Source organism: Aeromonas sp. S12(2024), from assembly GCF_041402305.1.
In the GTDB taxonomy this organism is placed as follows: domain Bacteria; phylum Pseudomonadota; class Gammaproteobacteria; order Enterobacterales; family Aeromonadaceae; genus Aeromonas; species Aeromonas veronii.
Genome location: NZ_JBGLRB010000003.1, coordinates 307,971 through 325,146, shown reverse-complemented (window position 1 = coordinate 325,146; position 17,176 = coordinate 307,971). Strand labels below are relative to the sequence as shown.

The window sequence follows — 17,176 nt, the reverse complement described above, 5'->3', positions numbered from 1 at the left end:
TAACCCACTGTTGAACAATGAAAAATTCAAAAAGACCCGACAGCACACAATTGCAAGCATGGGATATTGAAAATGTGATCACTTCCGCTCTCGGTAGCATAGGGTTGGTAAAATTACTACATTCGCCCATCGTCGCCGAGCACACCATTGAGCCCGCCAATGGCGATATATTTAACCAACAAAATCAAACCACACAGAATAAAAACTCCATAACTGCGAGCGAATCCCCCTAACCCGACATTTTGTTATGCGAATGTAACCATGAAGACAAACCTGACCTGCGATTGACCTCGCCAGAAAATCCCATTAGTTTGGAGATTCGCCACGTCAGGCAGACGGAACCACAAGAGCCAATCGCAATTTATGCAGTCAGGTGATGACTGTGCGATACAAGGCCGAGCAAGGGAGAAATGCAATGTCACTATATGATCCAAAGCTGGAGAGGGATAACTGTGGCTTCGGCCTGTTGGCCCACATGGAAGGGGAAGCCAGCCACAAGCTTGTCCGTCTCGCGATGTCAGCATTGGCTCGCATGCAGCACCGCGGCGGGATCTCCGCCGATGGCAAGACCGGCGATGGTTGCGGTCTGCTGCTGCAAAAACCGGACAGCTTCTTCAGAGCTGTCGCCGAGGAGAAGGGATGGCACCTTGGCCGCAACTATGCGGTCGGCATGCTGTTTCTCAACCCTGACCCCGTATTGGCCCAGCAGACCCGCGACATCATCGACGAAGAGCTGGAAAAAGAGACCCTGAGTCTGGTCGGCTGGCGCAAGGTGCCCGTCGATACCAACGTACTCGGTACCATCGCCAAAGCCTCCCTGCCCAGCATTGAACAGGTCTTTGTCAACGCCCCGCCCGGCTGGGTCGACAAGGATCTCGAGCGCCGTCTCTATATCGTGCGCCGCCGCATCGAAAAGCGCGTCAACGACGACTACTTCTATGTGGTCAGCCTCTCCAACCTGGTCACCGTCTATAAAGGGCTGTGCATGCCGGTGGACTTGCCGCGCTTCTATCTGGATCTCGCCGACATCCGTATGCAGGCGGCCATCTGCGTCTTCCACCAGCGTTTCTCCACCAACACCAGCCCGCGCTGGCCGCTGGCCCAGCCGTTCCGCTATCTGGCCCACAACGGCGAGATCAACACCATCGCCGGCAACCGCCAGTGGGCCAAGGCACGCAGTTACAAGTTTGCGACGCCGCTCATTCCCGATTTGCAGGAAGCGGCTCCCTTCGTCAACACCACGGGGTCGGATTCCTCCAGTCTCGACAACATGCTGGATCTCTTCCTCGCCGGTGGCATGGACCTGTTCCGCGCCATGCGCCTGTTGATCCCGCCAGCATGGCAAAAACATCCGAACATGGATGACGACCTGCGCGCCTTCTACGACTTCAACTCCATGCACATGGAGCCGTGGGACGGCCCCGCCGGTATCGTCATGACCGACGGCCGCTACGCCACCTGCGCACTAGATCGCAACGGCCTGCGTCCGGCCCGCTACGTCATCACCAAGGACAAGTTCATCACCCTCGCCTCCGAAGTTGGCACCTGGGACTACACCCCGGACGAAGTGCTGGAGAAGGGCCGGGTCGGCCCGGGCGAGCTGTTCGTGGTGGATACCAGCAACGGCAAGGTGTGGACCAGCTTCGAGATCGATGACGATCTCAAGACCCGCCACACCTACAAACAGTGGATGGACAAACATTGCCGCCGACTGGTCCCCTTCGAGCAGATGGACGACAGCCAGACCGGTAGCCGCGAGTTCTCCGATGACCAGCTGAAAACCTATCAGAAGTTGTTTGGCTACTCCTTCGAGGAGCTGGATCAGATCATCCGGGTTCTCGGTGAAAATGGTCAGGAAGCGGTGGGCTCCATGGGGGATGATACCCCGATGGCGGTGCTCTCCTCCGGCCCGCGTACCCTCTATGACTACTTCCGCCAGATGTTTGCCCAGGTGACCAACCCGCCCATCGATCCGCTGCGGGAAAACCACGTGATGTCACTGGCCACCTGTATCGGTCGCGAGCAGAACGTCTTCAACGAGACCTTCGGCCACGCCCACCGGGTGCTGTTCCAGTCACCGATCCTGCTCTACTCCGATTTCCACCAGCTGCTGGCACTGGAGGGAGAGTACTACCGGCACAAGGTGATCAGCCTCAACTTCAAGCCCGAAGAGGGGCTGGAAGCGGCCATCGTGCGCATCTGCGAGGAGGCAAAAACCGCCGCAAAGAGTGGCACCGTGCTGCTGGTGCTGTCTGATCGCGATATCAGCGCCGACACCCTGCCGATCCCGGCCGCCATGGCGGTGGGTGCGGTGCAGCGTACTCTGGTGGACAACAACCTGCGCTGCGACGCCAACATTCTGGTGGAGACTGCAAGCTGCCGCGATCCGCACCACTTCTCGGTGCTGCTGGGCTTTGGCGCGACCGCCATCTACCCCTATCTCGCCTACGAAACCCTGGCCAAACAGGTTGAAGAGAGCGTGCTCACCATGTCCCTGCGCCAGGCCATGGTCAACTACCGCAACGGCATCAACAAGGGGCTCTACAAGGTGATGTCCAAGATGGGCATCAGCACGGTCGCCAGCTACCGCTGCTCCCAACTGTTCGAAGCGGTGGGTCTTGCCAAAGCCGTGGTCGATACCTGCTTCCGCGGCGTATCGAGCCGTATTCAGGGTGCCGATTTTGCCGATATCCAGCAGGATCAGCACAATCTGGCCCGTCAGGCCTGGCTGGTGCGCAAGCCCCTCCCCCATGGCGGCCTGCTCAAGTTCGTCCACGGCGGCGAGTACCACACCTACAACCCGGACGTGGTACAGACCCTGCAAACCGCGGTGCGCTCCGGCAACTATGCCGATTACAAAGAGTACGCCCGCCTGGTGAACGAGCGCCCGGTTGCCACCCTGCGCGATCTGCTTGCCCTGAAGAAGGTCGACAATCCGGTCGCGCTGGATCAGGTTGAGCCAGCCGACAAGCTGTTCCCCCGCTTCGACTCCGCCGCCATGTCCATCGGCGCCCTCGGCCCTGAGGCCCACGAGGCGCTGGCTGTTGCCATGAACCGCCTCGGCGGTCAAAGCAACTCCGGCGAAGGCGGCGAAGATCCCAAGCGCTTCGGTACCGAGAAAAACTCCCGTATCAAGCAGGTGGCTTCCGGCCGATTCGGTGTCACCCCCCACTACCTGATGAACGCCGATGTAGTGCAGATCAAGGTGGCGCAGGGTGCCAAGCCCGGCGAAGGTGGCCAACTGCCCGGTGACAAGGTCACCGCCCAGATCGCCCAGCTGCGTTATTCCGTGCCCGGCGTGACCCTGATCTCGCCGCCGCCGCACCACGACATCTACTCCATCGAGGATCTGGCCCAGCTCATCTTCGACATCAAGCAGATCAACCCGAGCTGTCTGGTGTCGGTGAAACTGGTCTCCGAGCCCGGCGTGGGCACCATCGCCTGCGGCGTGGCCAAGGCCTATGCCGACTTCATCACCATCTCCGGTTATGACGGCGGCACTGGCGCGAGCCCCCTCACCTCGGTCAAATATGCCGGCTCCCCGTGGGAACTGGGTCTGGCTGAAACCCAGCAGGCGCTGGTCGCCAACGGTCTGCGCCACAAGGTGCGGCTGCAGGTGGATGGCGGTCTCAAAACCGGCCTCGACATCATCAAGGCGGCCATCCTCGGCGCCGAGAGCTTCGGCTTTGGCACCGGCCCCATGGTGGCGCTCGGTTGCAAATACCTGCGTATTTGCCACCTGAACAACTGCGCCACCGGCGTTGCCACTCAGGATGAGAAGCTGCGTCGCGAGCACTTCACCGGCCTGCCGGAGATGGTGATGAACTACTTCAAGTTCATCGCCGAAGAGACCCGCGAGCTGATGGCCCAGCTCGGCGTCACCCAGCTGACCGACCTGATTGGCCGCACCGATCTGCTGGAAGCCCTGCCCGGCCTCACCGCCCGTCAGGCCAAGCTGGATCTCTCCGGTATTCTGGCCCGTCCGGTAGCACCGGCAGGCTCCAGCCTGTTCAGCCAGCAGCACAACCCCACCTTCGACAAGGGACCGCTCAACCTGAAAATGGTGGAAGATCTGCTGGAGGCGGTGGAAACCTCAAGCGGCGGCGAGTTCCGCTACGACATTCGCAACACCGACCGCTCGGTGGGTGCGCGCCTCTCGGGCGAGATCGTCAAACGTCACGGCAATCAGGGGATGGCGGCGGATCCGGTCAAGGTGCACTTCAACGGCACCGCAGGCCAGAGCTTCGGCGTCTGGAACGCCGGTGGCCTTGAGATGATCCTCACTGGCGATGCCAACGACTATGTGGGCAAGGGGATGACCGGCGGCAAGCTGGTGATCAAGCCCCATGTCGGTGTGGCGTTCAAATCCCATGAAGCGGCCATCATCGGCAACACCTGCCTCTACGGCGCCACCGGCGGCAAACTCTACGCCGCAGGCACTGCCGGCGAGCGTTTCGCGGTGCGCAATTCCGGCGCCCTGGCGGTAGTCGAGGGGATTGGCGACAACGGTTGTGAATACATGACCGGCGGCATCGTCACCGTGCTCGGTCAGACCGGCGTCAACTTCGCGGCGGGCATGACCGGCGGCTTTGCCTACGTGCTCGACGAATGCGGCAACTTCGCCAAGCGCACCAACCCCGAGCTGGTGGAACTGCTGGACGTGGCGGATCTCGCCATCCATCAGGAGCACCTGCGCGGCATCATCACGGCGCACCTCAATGAGACCGGCAGCTCGCGCGCCGAGGAGATCCTGGCCAACTTCGACTCCTATGTGCCCAAGTTCAGGCTGATCAAACCCAAGTCCAGCGACGTGAAATCGCTGCTGGGTCACACCAGCCGTTCCAGTGCAGAACTCAGAATCCAGGCGCAATAAGGAGGGAACCCTATGAGCCAGAACGTATTTCAGTTTATCGATGTCCAGCGGGTTGACCCGCCCAAGAAGCCGCTCAAGATCCGCAAAATCCAGTTTGTGGAGATCTACGAGTCCTTCAATCAGCCGCAGGTACAGATGCAGGCGGATCGCTGCCTCGAGTGCGGCAACCCCTACTGCGAGTGGAAGTGTCCGGTCCACAACTACATCCCCAACTGGCTGAAGCTGGCCAAAGAGGGGCGCATTCTGGAGGCGGTTGAGCTCTCCCACCAGACCAACAGCCTGCCGGAGGTGTGTGGCCGGGTCTGCCCGCAGGATCGCCTCTGTGAGGGCTCCTGCACCCTCAACGATCGCTTCGGCGCGGTGACCATCGGCAACATCGAAAAATACATCACCGACAAGGCGTTCGAGATGGGCTGGAAGCCCGATCTCTCGAACGTGGTCAAGACCGGCAAGCGGGTTGCCGTCATCGGCGCCGGCCCTGCGGGTCTTGCCTGCGCCGACGTGCTGGCACGCAATGGCGTTACCCCGGTGGTGTTTGACAAATATCCGGAGATCGGTGGCCTGCTCACCTTCGGCATCCCCTCCTTCAAGCTGGAAAAAGAGGTGATGCAGCGTCGCCGCGAGATCTTCCAGGGGATGGGCGTGGAGTTTCGTCTCGAAACCGAGGTGGGCAAGGACATCACTTTCGCCGATCTGCTCGGCGAGTTCGATGCGGTCTTCCTCGGGGTCGGCACTTACAAGTACATGAAGGGCGGCTTTGCCAACGAAGAGGCGCCGGGCGTCTATGACGCTCTGCCCTACCTCATCGCCAACGCCAACCGCTTGCTGGGGTTCGAGAAGGCGCAAGCCGACTATATCGACTTCGCTGGCAAGCAGGTGGTGGTGCTGGGCGGTGGTGATACCGCCATGGACTGCGTGCGTACCGCCATCCGTCAGGGGGCCGCCAAGGTGATCTGTGCCTATCGCCGCGACGAGGAGAACATGCCGGGCTCCAAGCGGGAGGTGAAAAACGCCCGCGAGGAGGGGGTTGAGTTCATGTTCAACCTGCAACCGGTGGCAGTCGAACTGGATGCCAACGGTCGCACCGTCGGCATCAAGGTGGTGAGCACCGAGCTGGGTGAACCCGATGCCAATGGTCGCCGCAATCCGGTGGTCATCGAGGGCTCCGAGCAGGTGCTGGCTGCCGATGCGGTGGTGATGGCGTTTGGCTTCCAGCCCAACCCCCAGCCCTGGATGGCGGAGTTCGGCATCGAGCTCGACAACCGGGATCGCATCAAGGCCCGCGAGCAGGCGGAGTATGCCTTCCAGACCAGCAACCCCAAGGTGTTCGCCGGTGGCGACGCGGTACGTGGCTCCGATCTGGTGGTGACCGCCATCTACGAAGGGCGCAAGGCGGCCGAAGGGATCATGGACTATCTGGCGGTCTGATCCGACCGGCCAAGACCGTGATGCACTTTCACTATCAGCCCCGCCAATGCGGGGCTGATTTTTTGTAGCTCCTCCCCCTACAAACGCACCACCAGCCACTCCCCCTTGCCGACCGGCACCAGCGAGGTGGCAAAGGCCGGATCCTGCCCGACCTCGTTCATCCACTCCACCATCTCGCTGCGATGGGAGATGGCGTTGTCGACCACCAGCAGGCCACGGGGTGCCAGCAGGCGGCGGATCTGCGGCCACCATGCCCGGTAGTGCTGACGCTCCGAATCGAGGAAGATGAGCTGATAGCCGGCTTGCGGCAAGGTCGGTAACAGCTCACTCGCATCCCCTGCCAGCAAGGTTACCCAGGGGGCCAACCCTGACCTCTGAAAGTTGTCATGGGCCAGCACGCGCTTATCCTCATCCCGCTCAATGGTGGTCACGTGCCCCTCCAGCCGACGCACCGCTTCTGCCAGCCAGAGTGTGGAGTAACCATTTGACGTGCCGATCTCCAGCACCGCCTGCGCCCCACGGGTCTGCACCAGCACTGACAGCAACTCCCCCGTGTCGCGGGTGATATTGAGCAGCTTGCGGTGTCGAGCCTGCTGCATGCTGTCATTGCGCTCGCCAAGCTGCTCCAGCTGGCGTTTTAACTGTTCCAGTTCCATCGATATCCCTTTCGTCCTTGTCCAAATCCGTTCACCCACTGCTCTTGGCTTGGTCTTTGGGAGTCAAATGATTGCTTTCAACCACCATTCACACCACAAAGGATGAGAAAAGGACAACCATTTGAGGCAGAATTTGTGACGTCTATCTGTTACACTTCGCGCCCGCCATTTTCCGGCTCACTCTCTGACTTGATGTCAGGCGCAGCCGTCGGTGGTTACAACCTCCGTCTCGCTCATGCCGAGCTAACCAAGCCAAACACAGCCCAGCTGGAACACAGGAACCCATTATGAGATTTGAATCGTTCGATTTTGCCCCCGAGATTTTGCGTGCTGTCTCAGATTGCGGTTATCAGGAGATGACCCCTGTGCAGCAACAGGCGATCCCGGCCATTCGCCGTGGCCGCGATGTGCTGGCCAGCGCCCAGACCGGTACCGGCAAGACCGCCGCCTTCGCCCTGCCCATCTTGCAACGTCTGGTAGACAATCCGGCGCCGGTCCAGCCTTCCAACGCCCGTGTGCTGATCCTGACCCCGACCCGCGAGCTGGCGGCTCAGGTGGCGAGCAACATCAATGACTTCGCCAAGTATCTCGATATCACCACCATCACCATCGTCGGCGGTGGCAAGCAGGACGTGCAGGCCAAGAAGCTCAAAGCGGGCGCTCACATCATTGTGGCCACCCCGGGCCGTCTGTTGGAGCACCTCACCGCCTGCAACCTCAGCCTCTCTGGCGTCGAGTGTCTGGTGATGGATGAAGCGGATCGCATCCTCGACATGGGCTTCAGTGCCGATGTGCAGAAGATCCTGCAAGCGGTCAACAAGACCCGTCAAAACCTGCTCTTCTCCGCCACCTTCTCCGATGCGGTGAAGAAGCTGGCCAACCTGATGCTGGACAGACCGCAGATCGTCAGCGTCAACAAGCAGAACTCCACCGCCGACACCGTCAGCCACACCGTCTATCCGGTCGAGCAGAAGCGCAAGCGCGAGCTGCTCTCAGAGCTGATTGGCAAGCAGAACTGGCAGCAGGTGCTGGTGTTCGCCAGTACCCGCGAGAGCTGTGATGTGCTGGTCGAGGAGCTGAACCTCGACGGCATCAAGTCCGCCGTTGTCCATGGCGAGAAGGCCCAGGGCAACCGTCGCCGCGCCCTGCGCGAATTCATGGAAGGCAAAGTACGGGTACTGGTCGCCACCGAAGTGGCCGCCCGTGGTCTGGACATTCCGGATCTGGAATACGTGGTCAACTATGATCTGCCGTTCCTGGCGGAAGATTACGTGCACCGCATCGGCCGTACCGGTCGTGCCGGCAAGCGCGGCATGGCCATCTCCTTCGTCAGCCGTGAAGAGGAGCGCACCCTGCTGGAGATCGAGGCCCTGATCGGCCAGAAGATCCGCCGCATCATGGTGCCTGGCTATGAGGTGAGCAGCCGTGACGAGCTGATCAAACAGCTGCAGGAGCGTCGCCGCTTCGGCAAGCGCCCGCAGCGTGAAGATAATGCCGTAGCCCAGGTGATGGCCGAAGCCAAGCTGCAGGGTCAGCGCCTCAAGCGTCTGGCCGCCGCCAAGAAGCCCCGTCAGCCGAAATAAGGCGGGCAGTTGCTCTATTGAACCGCAAAGGCGCCACTGGCGCCTTTGCCATCTCTGTCATCGGTGTTGGCCCCTGGTGGTCAACTCAAGGATTGCTTATGACCTCTCCGACCTACAATCAGGCCCTGCTCGAGATGGCCACCCAGAGCCTGGCCGAACTGGCCCGCACCGCCGAGCAAAAGGCGGGCAAGCGCACTCCGGCACAAGAGAGCCACTTTCTCTGCACCTGGATGGCCGACTCCCTAAAGGAGAAGCGCTTCTCCCGTCTGGTGATGGAAGATTTGAAAGCTTGGGTGCAGCTTGGCCGCACTCTGGGTGCGGGCGCCGATCTCAAGGGATTGCTGGAGCGCATCGCCTTCCAGTACCAGTGCGCCATGACCAACCCGCAACAACTGGGGTCCAAGCTGGCTGCCCTGCTGGAGGAGCTCTCAGCGGCAGGCTGGCTGGTGCTGACCGAGAGCGAAGTGAACGCCAAGCTGCGCCTGCAATCGGGCGGTCAGCCGAGTCTGGTGATCAGCCACTGCGAATATGAAGGGAATATTGAAGGCGGTGAGCTTGTCAAACCCCTCACCCTCTATGTGCGCGGTGACGAGAAGGTGCTGGCCGAGGCGGCCTTCAAGCACGGTCTGCTGCTGAGCCAGGGCAACAAGAAGACCACCCTGGTCAAACACCACAAGGCCTACCGGCTGATGCCAGACAACGCCCAACCGGCGCTGGCACTGCTGAGCGAGGCCCGCCAAGGCGCCTGATCCCGCCTGTTTTCAACAATAAAAACGGCAGACCCTCATTTAAAGCAGGGCCTGCCGTTTTTTATTGTTCGATGTTTGGTGATGAGATCTGGTAGTCGTTTAGCGGATCTTGATGCCAATCTGGCCCGCGTCACACCACTCGAACATCACCTCCTCGCTCTTGCCGCAGCAACTGCCACCACAGACCCGACTCTCGCGCTTGATGACCCGCCCCTTGCGCATCCAGACGCCGAGCATGGCCTCCACCGCATCTTCCGAGGTTTGGAAGTGGCGAGCCAGATCACGCCGGCTCACCTTCTGCTGCGCGGCGAGGTAATCCCCCAGCTCGCGCAGGATCATAAGGTCACCACCTTGCGGGCGACGATGTCACCGTGACGGCGCCCGGCCCACCAGAGCAGTACCAGAGAGAGGCCGTAGCTGACGATCCAGAACAGGCTCTGTTCCGGATGAGCGGCAAAGGTCGCGACCTGATAGAAGAGGGTCGCGCACATAAAGGCCATATAGTTGCACCATACCGCCGTCATCAGCGCCCACTGACGACCGGTTTCCCGCACCAGCGCGCCCATGGCGGCGGCGCAAGGCATGTAGAGCAGCACGAACAAGAGGTAGGCAAAGGCACCGGCCGCCCCGTCGAAGTGGGTCTGCATATTGCCGTAGGTGGAGACATCTACCTCCTGCGCCTCGGCGGCAGCTTTCTGGTCGTCAAGGTTGCCAACATCAAGCCCCATGGGGTCACTCGGGTTGATCTCCGCCAGATTGGCCGCCACGGCATCGATCGCCTCGTGGAAGCTGGCCACCAGCGAGAACTCGCTCTCCTCCTCTGCATCGCCACCACCGGCGTAGAGGCTGTTGAGGGTACCGACCACCGCCTCTTTGGCGAAGATACCGGTGACGATACCGACCGTGGCCTGCCAGTTGTCATCGCGTACACCGATGGGGTGCAGCACCGGGGTCACCGCCTGGCTGATCTTGCTCAGCACCGAACTCTCCTGCTCCTGATGGCCAAAGCTGCCATCGGTACCCAGCGAGTTAAGCACGCTCAGTACGGCGACCACCAGTACGATGGTTTTACCGGCGCCAAAGACGAAGGATTTGAGCTTCTGCCAGGTCTTGATGGCAACGTTGACCGGACGCGGCCACTCGTAATCCGGCATCTCCATCAGCATGGAGTCACTCTTGCCCGGCAGCAGGGTATTGCGCAGCAGCAGGCCAGTGAGCACCGCCACCAGAATGCCGATGAGGTAGAGACCGAACACCAGGTTCTGGCCTGACTCGGGGAAGAAAGCCACCGCAAACAGGGCGTAAACCGGCAGACGGGCACCGCACGACATGAAGGGGGCCATGGCGGAGGTCATCAACCGCTCCCGCTCGGAGTTGAGGGTACGGGTCGCCATCACTGAGGGGACGGTACAACCAAAGCCCATCAGCATCGGCACGAACGCCTTGCCCGGCAAGCCGAGGCGGCGCATCAGGGCATCCACCACGAAGGCGGCGCGGGCCAGATAGCCGGAGCTCTCCAGTACCGCGAGGAACAGATAGAGGCAACCAATCACCGGAATAAAGGTGGCCACGGTCTGCAAACCAACCCCGAAGCCGTCAGCCAGAATGGCGCCCAACCATTCGGGGGCATTGATCAGCCCCAGCAGGTGGTGCACCCCATCGACAAACAGGGCGCCGCCCATGATGTCGAAGAAGTCGATAAAGGCGCTGCCGACGTTGATGGCAAACATGAACATCAGGTACATGACAAACAGGAAGAAGGGGATGCCAATCCAGCGATTGAGCAGCACCCGATCCAGCCACTCACTCTGGGCCTCGGTGAGCTTGCCCTTCTGCTGGCGAGCCTGTTGTACCCACTGGTGGATATGGCCGTAGCGAATATCCGCCAGTTGCAGGTCGATATCCTGTCCTTGATGAGCGCGAGCTACCACATTGGCGGCGGCCGCCTGCTGACCGGGCAGCAGGGTCTCCTGCATCACCGCATCCTCTTCCAGCAGGCGCAGGGCGCGACCACGGGTAGTGAGGTGATGCGGGGCGAGCAGGGTCTCCAGCTCCGCCAGATCGGTTTCAAGCTCGTGACCGTAATCGAGCTGCAAGGCGGCTTGCGGCTGACCGATAAACTGCCGGATCTGCTGCTTGAAGGCGGCAACCTGCTTACTGTTGTGGGCAGAGAGGGCCACCACCGGGCAACCGAGGGATTTGCCGAGCTTGCTCTCGTCGATGACGATGCGGCGCTTTTGCAGGATATCCAGCTTGTTGAGCACCACCACCATGGGCAGGCCCAGTTCGCGCAGTTGCAGCGTGAGGTAGAGGGAGCGCTCCAGATTGGCGGCGTCGATGACGTTGAGCAGCAGGTCGGGTTGTTGGCCCTGGGCAAAGCGGCTGGCGATCTGCTCGTCCAGACTGCCATCCTGACCCGCCAGGCTATAGATGCCGGGCAGATCCATCAGCTTGAAGTGATGCTCACCCGCGCTGAACTCACCCATCTTCTTGTCGACGGTGACGCCACTCCAGTTGCCTACCTGCTGGCGGGCGCCGGTCAGGGCGTTGAACAGGGAGGTCTTGCCGCTATTGGGGTTACCTACCGTTACCAGGGAATAATTCATACCAGCTCTACCTCTATTTTCTTCTGAACCCGCCGCGTGCGTGTGGCAAGCTGCTTTGCAGGTTCGACTTCTTGTCTCTGAACCGCTCCCGGTGACTTTCTTGACCTGAGCGGCAGCCGAGCAGCGGGTTATACCGGCTCGACTTCTATTTGCTGGGCCAGACTCTTTTGCATGGAGAGACAGATCCCCTGGCACTGGATCTGGAGCGGGTCCCCCAGGGGGGCGGAGCGCAGATAGATGACTTCAGTCTGGGGCAACAGGCCCATCACCATCAGTTTGCGGCGCAGCGGCCGGGCGAGCTGATTCATATTCTTGATGCGAGCACTCTGTCCCGGTGACAACTGCGTGAGTACCATGACTGACTCCTGAAGTTAAACAATAATAATTCGCTTTTACTTGGGGCATTATAAGCTGTGTCTTCAACTTTTATTTGAGTAAAATCAAACTCCGCTTAGCTAACCCATAAAGTATTGCCATGAGTCACGACAACAACAGCCGCCTCGTTTACAGCACAGATGGCGGCATGATCAAGGAGCAGAGCGCTCCCCAATCCGCCTCCCCCTTCCCCACCGACGGCACCGTGCGCATTCGCCGCGAGACCAAGGGGCGCAAGGGTGCCGGGGTGATCACCATTCATGGCGTACCCGCCGATCAGCAAAAATCCCTGGCCACCCTGCTCAAGAAAAAGTGCGGCACCGGAGGCGGTATCAAGGAGGGAGTGATCGAGATCCAGGGGGATAAACGGGACCTGATCAAAACCGAGCTGGAGAAAGCCGGTTTCAGCGTCAAGCTGGTGGGTGGCTGATCCCCTTGTCACTCATGCGGTTTTTCCCTAGAATGCCCGCTCCCATCGAGGGGGAGTAGTCTCGCACACCGGTGCCATCCCATTGCATGAATACCGGTTTGCGACCCTGATCAACATACTTGGTGCCAAATCACCATGGTCAGGGTGATCCATGCCAGCCATGGATTTGACAAGACCTTTGACGGGCCAGTGCCAATACCGGGGACGGATGGCGCAGGCTTGTCTTTGGTTTATAACAATTCCGTCCCCCGGTCATTTTTATGGAAGCCTTGTTAACCTCAACCCTCAGCGTCGCTATTGCCGAGATCGGCGATAAAACCCAGCTGTTGGCGTTGCTGCTCATCTGCCGTTTTCGCAAGCCCTGGCCCATCATCGCCGGCATGCTGGCGGCTACCCTGCTCAACCATGCGGGAGCCGCCTGGATTGGCGAGTTCATCAGCCGCTGGCTCGATCCCAAGATAATGACCTGGCTGGTCGCCATCGCCTTTATCGCCATGGCTATCTGGATTTTGGTGCCGGACAAGATGGATGACGAGGAGAGCCCGCTGGATAAATACGGCCCCTTTATGGCCACCTTCGTGCTCTTCTTCATCGCCGAGATTGGTGACAAGACCCAGATCGCCACCGTATTGCTGGCCGCCAAGTATGACTCGCTGGTACAGGTCATTACCGGGACCACCCTCGGCATGATGCTGGCCAACGTGCCGGTGGTGCTGATCGGCAAGCTGGGGGCAGACAAGCTGCCGCTCAAGGGGATCCGCATCGCCTGCGCCATCCTCTTCGTCGGCCTTGGGGTGAGCACTCTGATCTTTGCCTGATCGCCTTTTCCGCTGACCAAGCCCTCCCCTGTGGAGGGCTTTTTTGTTTGCTGCTTTGTCTAGTGCGTAACCCGCTGTCGCAACCACCAGGCACAGAGCCAAGGGGCAGTGCACGGTTGCGGGTGCCTCATGCCATAATGGGGCAAACCTCGTGGAGTCCCCCCATGCACAACGTATCAAGAGAGACGCTTCTCGAATGGGTCAAACAGGGACGGCTGGCGCCAGAGAAGCTGGCGGACGCCCTGACCCTCGCCGATCTTCCTCCCCATCCGGCGCGCTGGCAGTGGCTGTTTGACCGGCTGCTGCTCTGGCTCGGCGCCCTCTGTATCGGGGCTGGCCTTATTTTCTTCGTCGCCTTCAACTGGCAAGAGCTGGGCCGGGTCTCCCGCCTCGCCCTGCTGGAGGCGCCGCTGCTCGCCATGCTGCTTCTGCTGTGGCGCAAACCACTGGGGGATACGCCCCGTCAGGCGCTGCTGCTCGCTATCGCCCTCAATATCGGCGCCCTGCTGGCGCTGGTGGGTCAGACCTACCAGACCGGCGCCGATCCCTGGCAGCTGTTCGCCACCTGGGCGCTGATGCTGGTTCCACTGGCGGTATTTGGCCAAAGTCCCCTGCTCTGGACCTTAAGCTGGCTGCTCGGCCAGCTGGCGCTGGTGCTCTACTGGCGGCTCGGTTTGTTCACGTTCTTCTTTACCTTCGATGAAGAGGGATTGGGCTGGTGCCTTACCCTGCTCAACGCCGCCCTCTGGGGTCTGCTTCTGCTGGCGCCAAACCGCTGGCGCCTGATGCCAAGCTGGCTGGCGGGCCTGGCCGCGGGTTTGGGGGCCACCCTGCTCACCCTGCTGGCGCTGTTTGATGCCGCCTCTACGCTGGTGTGGCCGCTCTGGCTTGGCTGGCTGGCCGCCGCCTATGCCCTTTGGCACCACAGATTTATCGCCGGACTCGCCATGGGGTGCCTCAGTCTGATTGCCGTCATCCTCGCGGCGCTGGGCAAGTGGATGGAGCCCGACATCAACGGCTTCTTGCTGCTGAGCCTGATCGCCATCGGCCTTTCTGTCACCGCCGCCCGCTGGCTGCAACAGCAACGGAGGTCTCATGAATAATCAAACCCTTTGGCACCCAGCGCAGGCTGATCTCGGACGCCATCCTCTCCGCATCTTGGTCACCACCGGTCGTGGGCTGCAACAACAACGGAGGTCTCATGAGTGATCTGACCCTTTGGCAAGCACTGCAACAGGCCAATCTGGTGGAAGGGGAGATGCCCCGTGATACCCAACCCCACTGGTCGAGCCGCTTTCTGCTGGGGCTGGTGGGCTGGATTGCCGCCCTGTTCCTGCTCTTTTTCCTGTTTCTCACCTTCGAGCAGCTGACCCGCGAGGCCAACAGCGCCCTGCTGCTGGGGGCCGTGTTGCTGGCGGGGGCCTACGCCCTTAATCGCAGCCAAAGCGGCGATCTCTGGGATCAGTTCGTGCTGGCCCTCACCCTGGCGGCCGATGCATGGCTGCTCTATGGCCTGCTCGATCAGCTTGATCTCCATCACGCCCTGCTCTGGTTTGGGTTGTGCCTGCTCTCCCTTGTCATCGCCGTGCTGTTCGATCACTGGCTGGTGCGGCTGTTTCACAGCGTGGCGGCGGCCCTGCTGCTCACCCTTGGTCTCGCCTGCCTCGGGTTGCAACTGCTGGCCCTGCCGCTGGTGATGGCGGCCATCACCTTCTGCTGGCTGCGGGCAGATAGGGATCCAGAGCGCCACCAGCTCTACCACTCCATCACGTTGGGGCTGGCCCTCTCGCTGCTGGTGCTGGGCCGTCTGCACCACCCGCTGTGGGATGGCGGCAGCAGCGTGCTGGACGAACTGGGGCTGTCTCGCCTGCCGATCTGGCTCAATCCCCTGATCTGCGCCGCCCTGCTGCTGGCGGTGATGGTGAAGCTGAGGCTCCCCCTGCTGTTTGGCCTGCCGCTGGTGCAGATCAGCGCCATCATCCCCGGCATGGGGGCGGGCGCACTGGTGCTGATCCTCGGCTTCTATGCCGGCAGTCTGGGGCTGATGACCCTCTCGGCCCTGCTGCTGCTCGGTTATGGCTCGCTCTATTACTACGATCTGGGGCTCACCCTGATGACCAAATCCTGGCTGCTGCTGGGCTCCGGTATCCTGCTGCTGGGTGCCCGCCAGCTGCTCACCACCTTCGCGGCAAGGAGCGATTCATGAAACCTGTGACCCGACAGCTCGCCCTGTTGCTGAGCGGCCTCGCCATCCTGGCGGGCATCAATGCCACCGTCTGGCGCTATGAGCACGCCATGAGCAGCGGCGAAGTGGTGCTGCTGCGGCTCGCCCCGGTCGATCCCCGCTCCCTGATGCAGGGGGATTACATGCGCCTCAACTACGAGATTGCCCGCGAGCTGACCAGCCACGACGCCCGTACTACTCAAAACAAGGGCAGCGACACCCTGGTGATCCGCCTCGATGCCCATCAGGTAGCCACTCTGGTGGCCGATGGCAAACCGGATCGGCTCGCCAGCGATGAGCGGCTACTGCAGGTGCGCCAGAGCGAGCGGCAGTGGCAGATCGGCCCCGATGCCTACTTCTTTGAAGAGGGCACCGGGGAGCAGTACGAAGCGGCCCGCTACGGCGAGTTCCGGCTGCAAGCGGATGGCAAGACCCTGCTGGTGGGGCTGCGGGACGAGGCCTACCAGCCCATCGGGCAGATCCGCGCCCGCTGGTAACGGCCGTGAGTGGCTATTTACTCTGTTCATGGTCACACTCAAGGGAAGGTTGATCGCTAAGGATGTTCCCAATGAGGATATGGCTGATCTGTCATCTGTTGCTGCTCTGCTGGGCCTCGACGGCCCGGGCTGATCTGGGCAAGCTCGAGTACCTCACCGAAGAGTACCCCCCCTACAACTTCAGCGATCCGCAAGGCCAGCCCACCGGCCTTGCGGTCGATCTGCTGCAGATGATCTGGCAACACAGCGGCGTGACGCCCCAGCCGGTGCGCATCCTGCCCTGGGCGCGAGGTTATTACTTGCTAACCCAGAAGCCCAACGTGGTGCTCTTCTCCACCGCCCGCACCCAGGCGCGGGAGGATCTCTTCAAGTGGGTCTGCCCCATCGGCTACTCGGAGTACATACTGCTGGGCCGCAAAGCGCAAAACATCACCCTGACCGCCTTCGATCAGATGAGCCAGTACAAGATCAGCGCGGTGCGCTCGGATGCCGCCGAGCAGCTGCTGCTCAACAACGGCATGGATGACAACAACATCATCCCGGCCAACCGCCTGTCGCAGGGGTTGAAGATGTTGCTCTCCGGCCGCGCCGACCTGCTAGCCACCAGCAAGCTGGCGGGATATGACGCCATCCGCGAATTGAAGCTGAGCAGCGACGACTTCAACGTGGCCATGGTGCTGAGCGCAGAGCAGCTCTGCTACGCCTTCAGCCGTCAGGTGCCCGACAGCGAGATCACCCTCTTTCAGCAGGGCCTGACCCGCGCCCTCGCCTCGGAAGAGTTTCGCAAATTGCAGGCCAAATACCTGCCGGTGCGCTGAGTACTCACTCACCCGCTGGGCAGCAGTTCGCTGCCCATTTTATTGATGAAAGATGCAATAGAGGTGGCTAGCTATTCCCGCCGCAAGCAGTCAAACTGGGCTACATTGTTGATTGCGAA

General features: G+C 61.1%; 14 protein-coding genes. 10 read left to right on the top strand and 4 right to left on the bottom strand.

The window, feature by feature from the left end; all coding sequences use genetic code 11:
* Nucleotides 1-415: 415 nt before the first annotated feature.
* Nucleotides 416-4,873 (top strand): glutamate synthase large subunit, encoded by a 4,458-nt coding sequence (gltB, locus tag ACB035_RS05050; protein ID WP_371166817.1) that lies wholly within the window; start codon nucleotides 416-418, stop codon nucleotides 4,871-4,873.
* Nucleotides 4,874-4,885: 12 nt separating this feature from the next.
* Nucleotides 4,886-6,301: an FAD-dependent oxidoreductase gene (locus ACB035_RS05045; protein ID WP_021229438.1), complete on the top strand. Its 1,416-nt coding sequence runs from the start codon at nucleotides 4,886-4,888 to the stop codon at nucleotides 6,299-6,301.
* A 77-nt stretch (nucleotides 6,302-6,378) separates the two neighbouring features.
* Here ACB035_RS05045 and ACB035_RS05040 read toward each other — a convergent pair whose 3' ends face one another.
* Complete coding sequence (locus tag ACB035_RS05040; RefSeq protein WP_371166816.1) at nucleotides 6,379-6,957, bottom strand: O-methyltransferase; 579 nt, start codon at nucleotides 6,955-6,957, stop codon at nucleotides 6,379-6,381.
* 287 nt (nucleotides 6,958-7,244) lie between these two features.
* Here ACB035_RS05040 and ACB035_RS05035 point away from each other — a divergent pair, with 287 nt between their 5' ends.
* Entirely contained in the window at nucleotides 7,245-8,540 is a 1,296-nt protein-coding gene (locus ACB035_RS05035; protein WP_005337380.1) for a DEAD/DEAH box helicase, read from the top strand.
* 98 nt (nucleotides 8,541-8,638) lie between these two features.
* On the top strand, nucleotides 8,639-9,289 hold the full coding sequence (locus ACB035_RS05030; RefSeq protein ID WP_201906378.1) for a DUF2913 family protein: 651 nt from the start codon (nucleotides 8,639-8,641) through the stop codon (nucleotides 9,287-9,289).
* Between the two features lie 99 nt (nucleotides 9,290-9,388).
* Here ACB035_RS05030 and ACB035_RS05025 read toward each other — a convergent pair whose 3' ends face one another.
* From ACB035_RS05025 to ACB035_RS05015, 3 genes are all read right to left on the bottom strand, one after another.
* Nucleotides 9,389-9,628 (bottom strand): FeoC-like transcriptional regulator, encoded by a 240-nt coding sequence (locus ACB035_RS05025; RefSeq protein ID WP_371166815.1) that lies wholly within the window; start codon nucleotides 9,626-9,628, stop codon nucleotides 9,389-9,391.
* Nucleotides 9,625-11,895 (bottom strand): Fe(2+) transporter permease subunit FeoB, encoded by a 2,271-nt coding sequence (feoB, locus tag ACB035_RS05020; RefSeq protein ID WP_371166814.1) that lies wholly within the window; start codon nucleotides 11,893-11,895, stop codon nucleotides 9,625-9,627. The genes ACB035_RS05025 and feoB overlap by 4 nt, the downstream gene beginning before the upstream one ends.
* 128 nt (nucleotides 11,896-12,023) lie before the next feature.
* The gene (locus tag ACB035_RS05015) at nucleotides 12,024-12,251 is read right to left on the bottom strand and encodes a FeoA family protein (RefSeq protein WP_005337384.1); all 228 of its coding nucleotides are present in this window, start codon (nucleotides 12,249-12,251) and stop codon (nucleotides 12,024-12,026) included.
* Nucleotides 12,252-12,370: 119 nt separating this feature from the next.
* Between ACB035_RS05015 and ACB035_RS05010 the strand changes: the two genes are divergently transcribed.
* The 6 genes from ACB035_RS05010 to ACB035_RS04985 all read left to right on the top strand — a co-directional run bounded on the left by ACB035_RS05010 (nucleotide 12,371) and on the right by ACB035_RS04985 (nucleotide 17,057).
* Nucleotides 12,371-12,700, top strand: a complete 330-nt coding sequence (locus tag ACB035_RS05010) for a translation initiation factor (RefSeq protein WP_005337385.1) — start codon at nucleotides 12,371-12,373, stop codon at nucleotides 12,698-12,700.
* Between the two features lie 260 nt (nucleotides 12,701-12,960).
* Nucleotides 12,961-13,518, top strand: a complete 558-nt coding sequence (locus ACB035_RS05005) for a TMEM165/GDT1 family protein (RefSeq protein ID WP_005346773.1) — start codon at nucleotides 12,961-12,963, stop codon at nucleotides 13,516-13,518.
* 164 nt (nucleotides 13,519-13,682) lie between these two features.
* On the top strand, nucleotides 13,683-14,621 hold the full coding sequence (locus ACB035_RS05000) for a DUF2157 domain-containing protein (protein ID WP_371166813.1): 939 nt from the start codon (nucleotides 13,683-13,685) through the stop codon (nucleotides 14,619-14,621).
* A gap of 98 nt (nucleotides 14,622-14,719) precedes the next feature.
* A complete protein-coding gene (locus ACB035_RS04995) occupies nucleotides 14,720-15,724 on the top strand; it encodes a DUF4401 domain-containing protein (protein ID WP_371166812.1) in 1,005 nt (334 codons plus the stop codon).
* Nucleotides 15,721-16,239 carry a GDYXXLXY domain-containing protein gene (locus ACB035_RS04990; RefSeq protein ID WP_371166811.1) on the top strand — a complete coding sequence of 173 codons (519 nt, stop codon included), beginning with the start codon at nucleotides 15,721-15,723 and terminating at the stop codon, nucleotides 16,237-16,239. The genes ACB035_RS04995 and ACB035_RS04990 overlap by 4 nt, the downstream gene beginning before the upstream one ends.
* 71 nt (nucleotides 16,240-16,310) lie before the next feature.
* On the top strand, nucleotides 16,311-17,057 hold the full coding sequence (locus ACB035_RS04985; RefSeq protein ID WP_005359739.1) for an ABC transporter substrate-binding protein: 747 nt from the start codon (nucleotides 16,311-16,313) through the stop codon (nucleotides 17,055-17,057).
* Nucleotides 17,058-17,176: the final 119 nt, after the last annotated feature.

Bases quoted from the DNA above. Each gene is read 5' to 3' on its own strand.
- gltB (WP_371166817.1), top strand. From the start codon at position 416: ATGTCACTATATGATCCAAAGCTGGAGAGGGATAACTGTGGCTTCGGC.
- ACB035_RS05045 (WP_021229438.1), top strand. From the start codon at position 4,886: ATGAGCCAGAACGTATTTCAGTTTATCGATGTCCAGCGGGTTGACCCG.
- ACB035_RS05040 (WP_371166816.1), bottom strand. From the start codon at position 6,957: ATGGAACTGGAACAGTTAAAACGCCAGCTGGAGCAGCTTGGCGAGCGC.
- ACB035_RS05035 (WP_005337380.1), top strand. From the start codon at position 7,245: ATGAGATTTGAATCGTTCGATTTTGCCCCCGAGATTTTGCGTGCTGTC.
- ACB035_RS05030 (WP_201906378.1), top strand. From the start codon at position 8,639: ATGACCTCTCCGACCTACAATCAGGCCCTGCTCGAGATGGCCACCCAG.
- ACB035_RS05025 (WP_371166815.1), bottom strand. From the start codon at position 9,628: ATGATCCTGCGCGAGCTGGGGGATTACCTCGCCGCGCAGCAGAAGGTG.
- feoB (WP_371166814.1), bottom strand. From the start codon at position 11,895: ATGAATTATTCCCTGGTAACGGTAGGTAACCCCAATAGCGGCAAGACC.
- ACB035_RS05015 (WP_005337384.1), bottom strand. From the start codon at position 12,251: ATGGTACTCACGCAGTTGTCACCGGGACAGAGTGCTCGCATCAAGAAT.
- ACB035_RS05010 (WP_005337385.1), top strand. From the start codon at position 12,371: ATGAGTCACGACAACAACAGCCGCCTCGTTTACAGCACAGATGGCGGC.
- ACB035_RS05005 (WP_005346773.1), top strand. From the start codon at position 12,961: ATGGAAGCCTTGTTAACCTCAACCCTCAGCGTCGCTATTGCCGAGATC.
- ACB035_RS05000 (WP_371166813.1), top strand. From the start codon at position 13,683: ATGCACAACGTATCAAGAGAGACGCTTCTCGAATGGGTCAAACAGGGA.
- ACB035_RS04995 (WP_371166812.1), top strand. From the start codon at position 14,720: ATGAGTGATCTGACCCTTTGGCAAGCACTGCAACAGGCCAATCTGGTG.
- ACB035_RS04990 (WP_371166811.1), top strand. From the start codon at position 15,721: ATGAAACCTGTGACCCGACAGCTCGCCCTGTTGCTGAGCGGCCTCGCC.
- ACB035_RS04985 (WP_005359739.1), top strand. From the start codon at position 16,311: ATGAGGATATGGCTGATCTGTCATCTGTTGCTGCTCTGCTGGGCCTCG.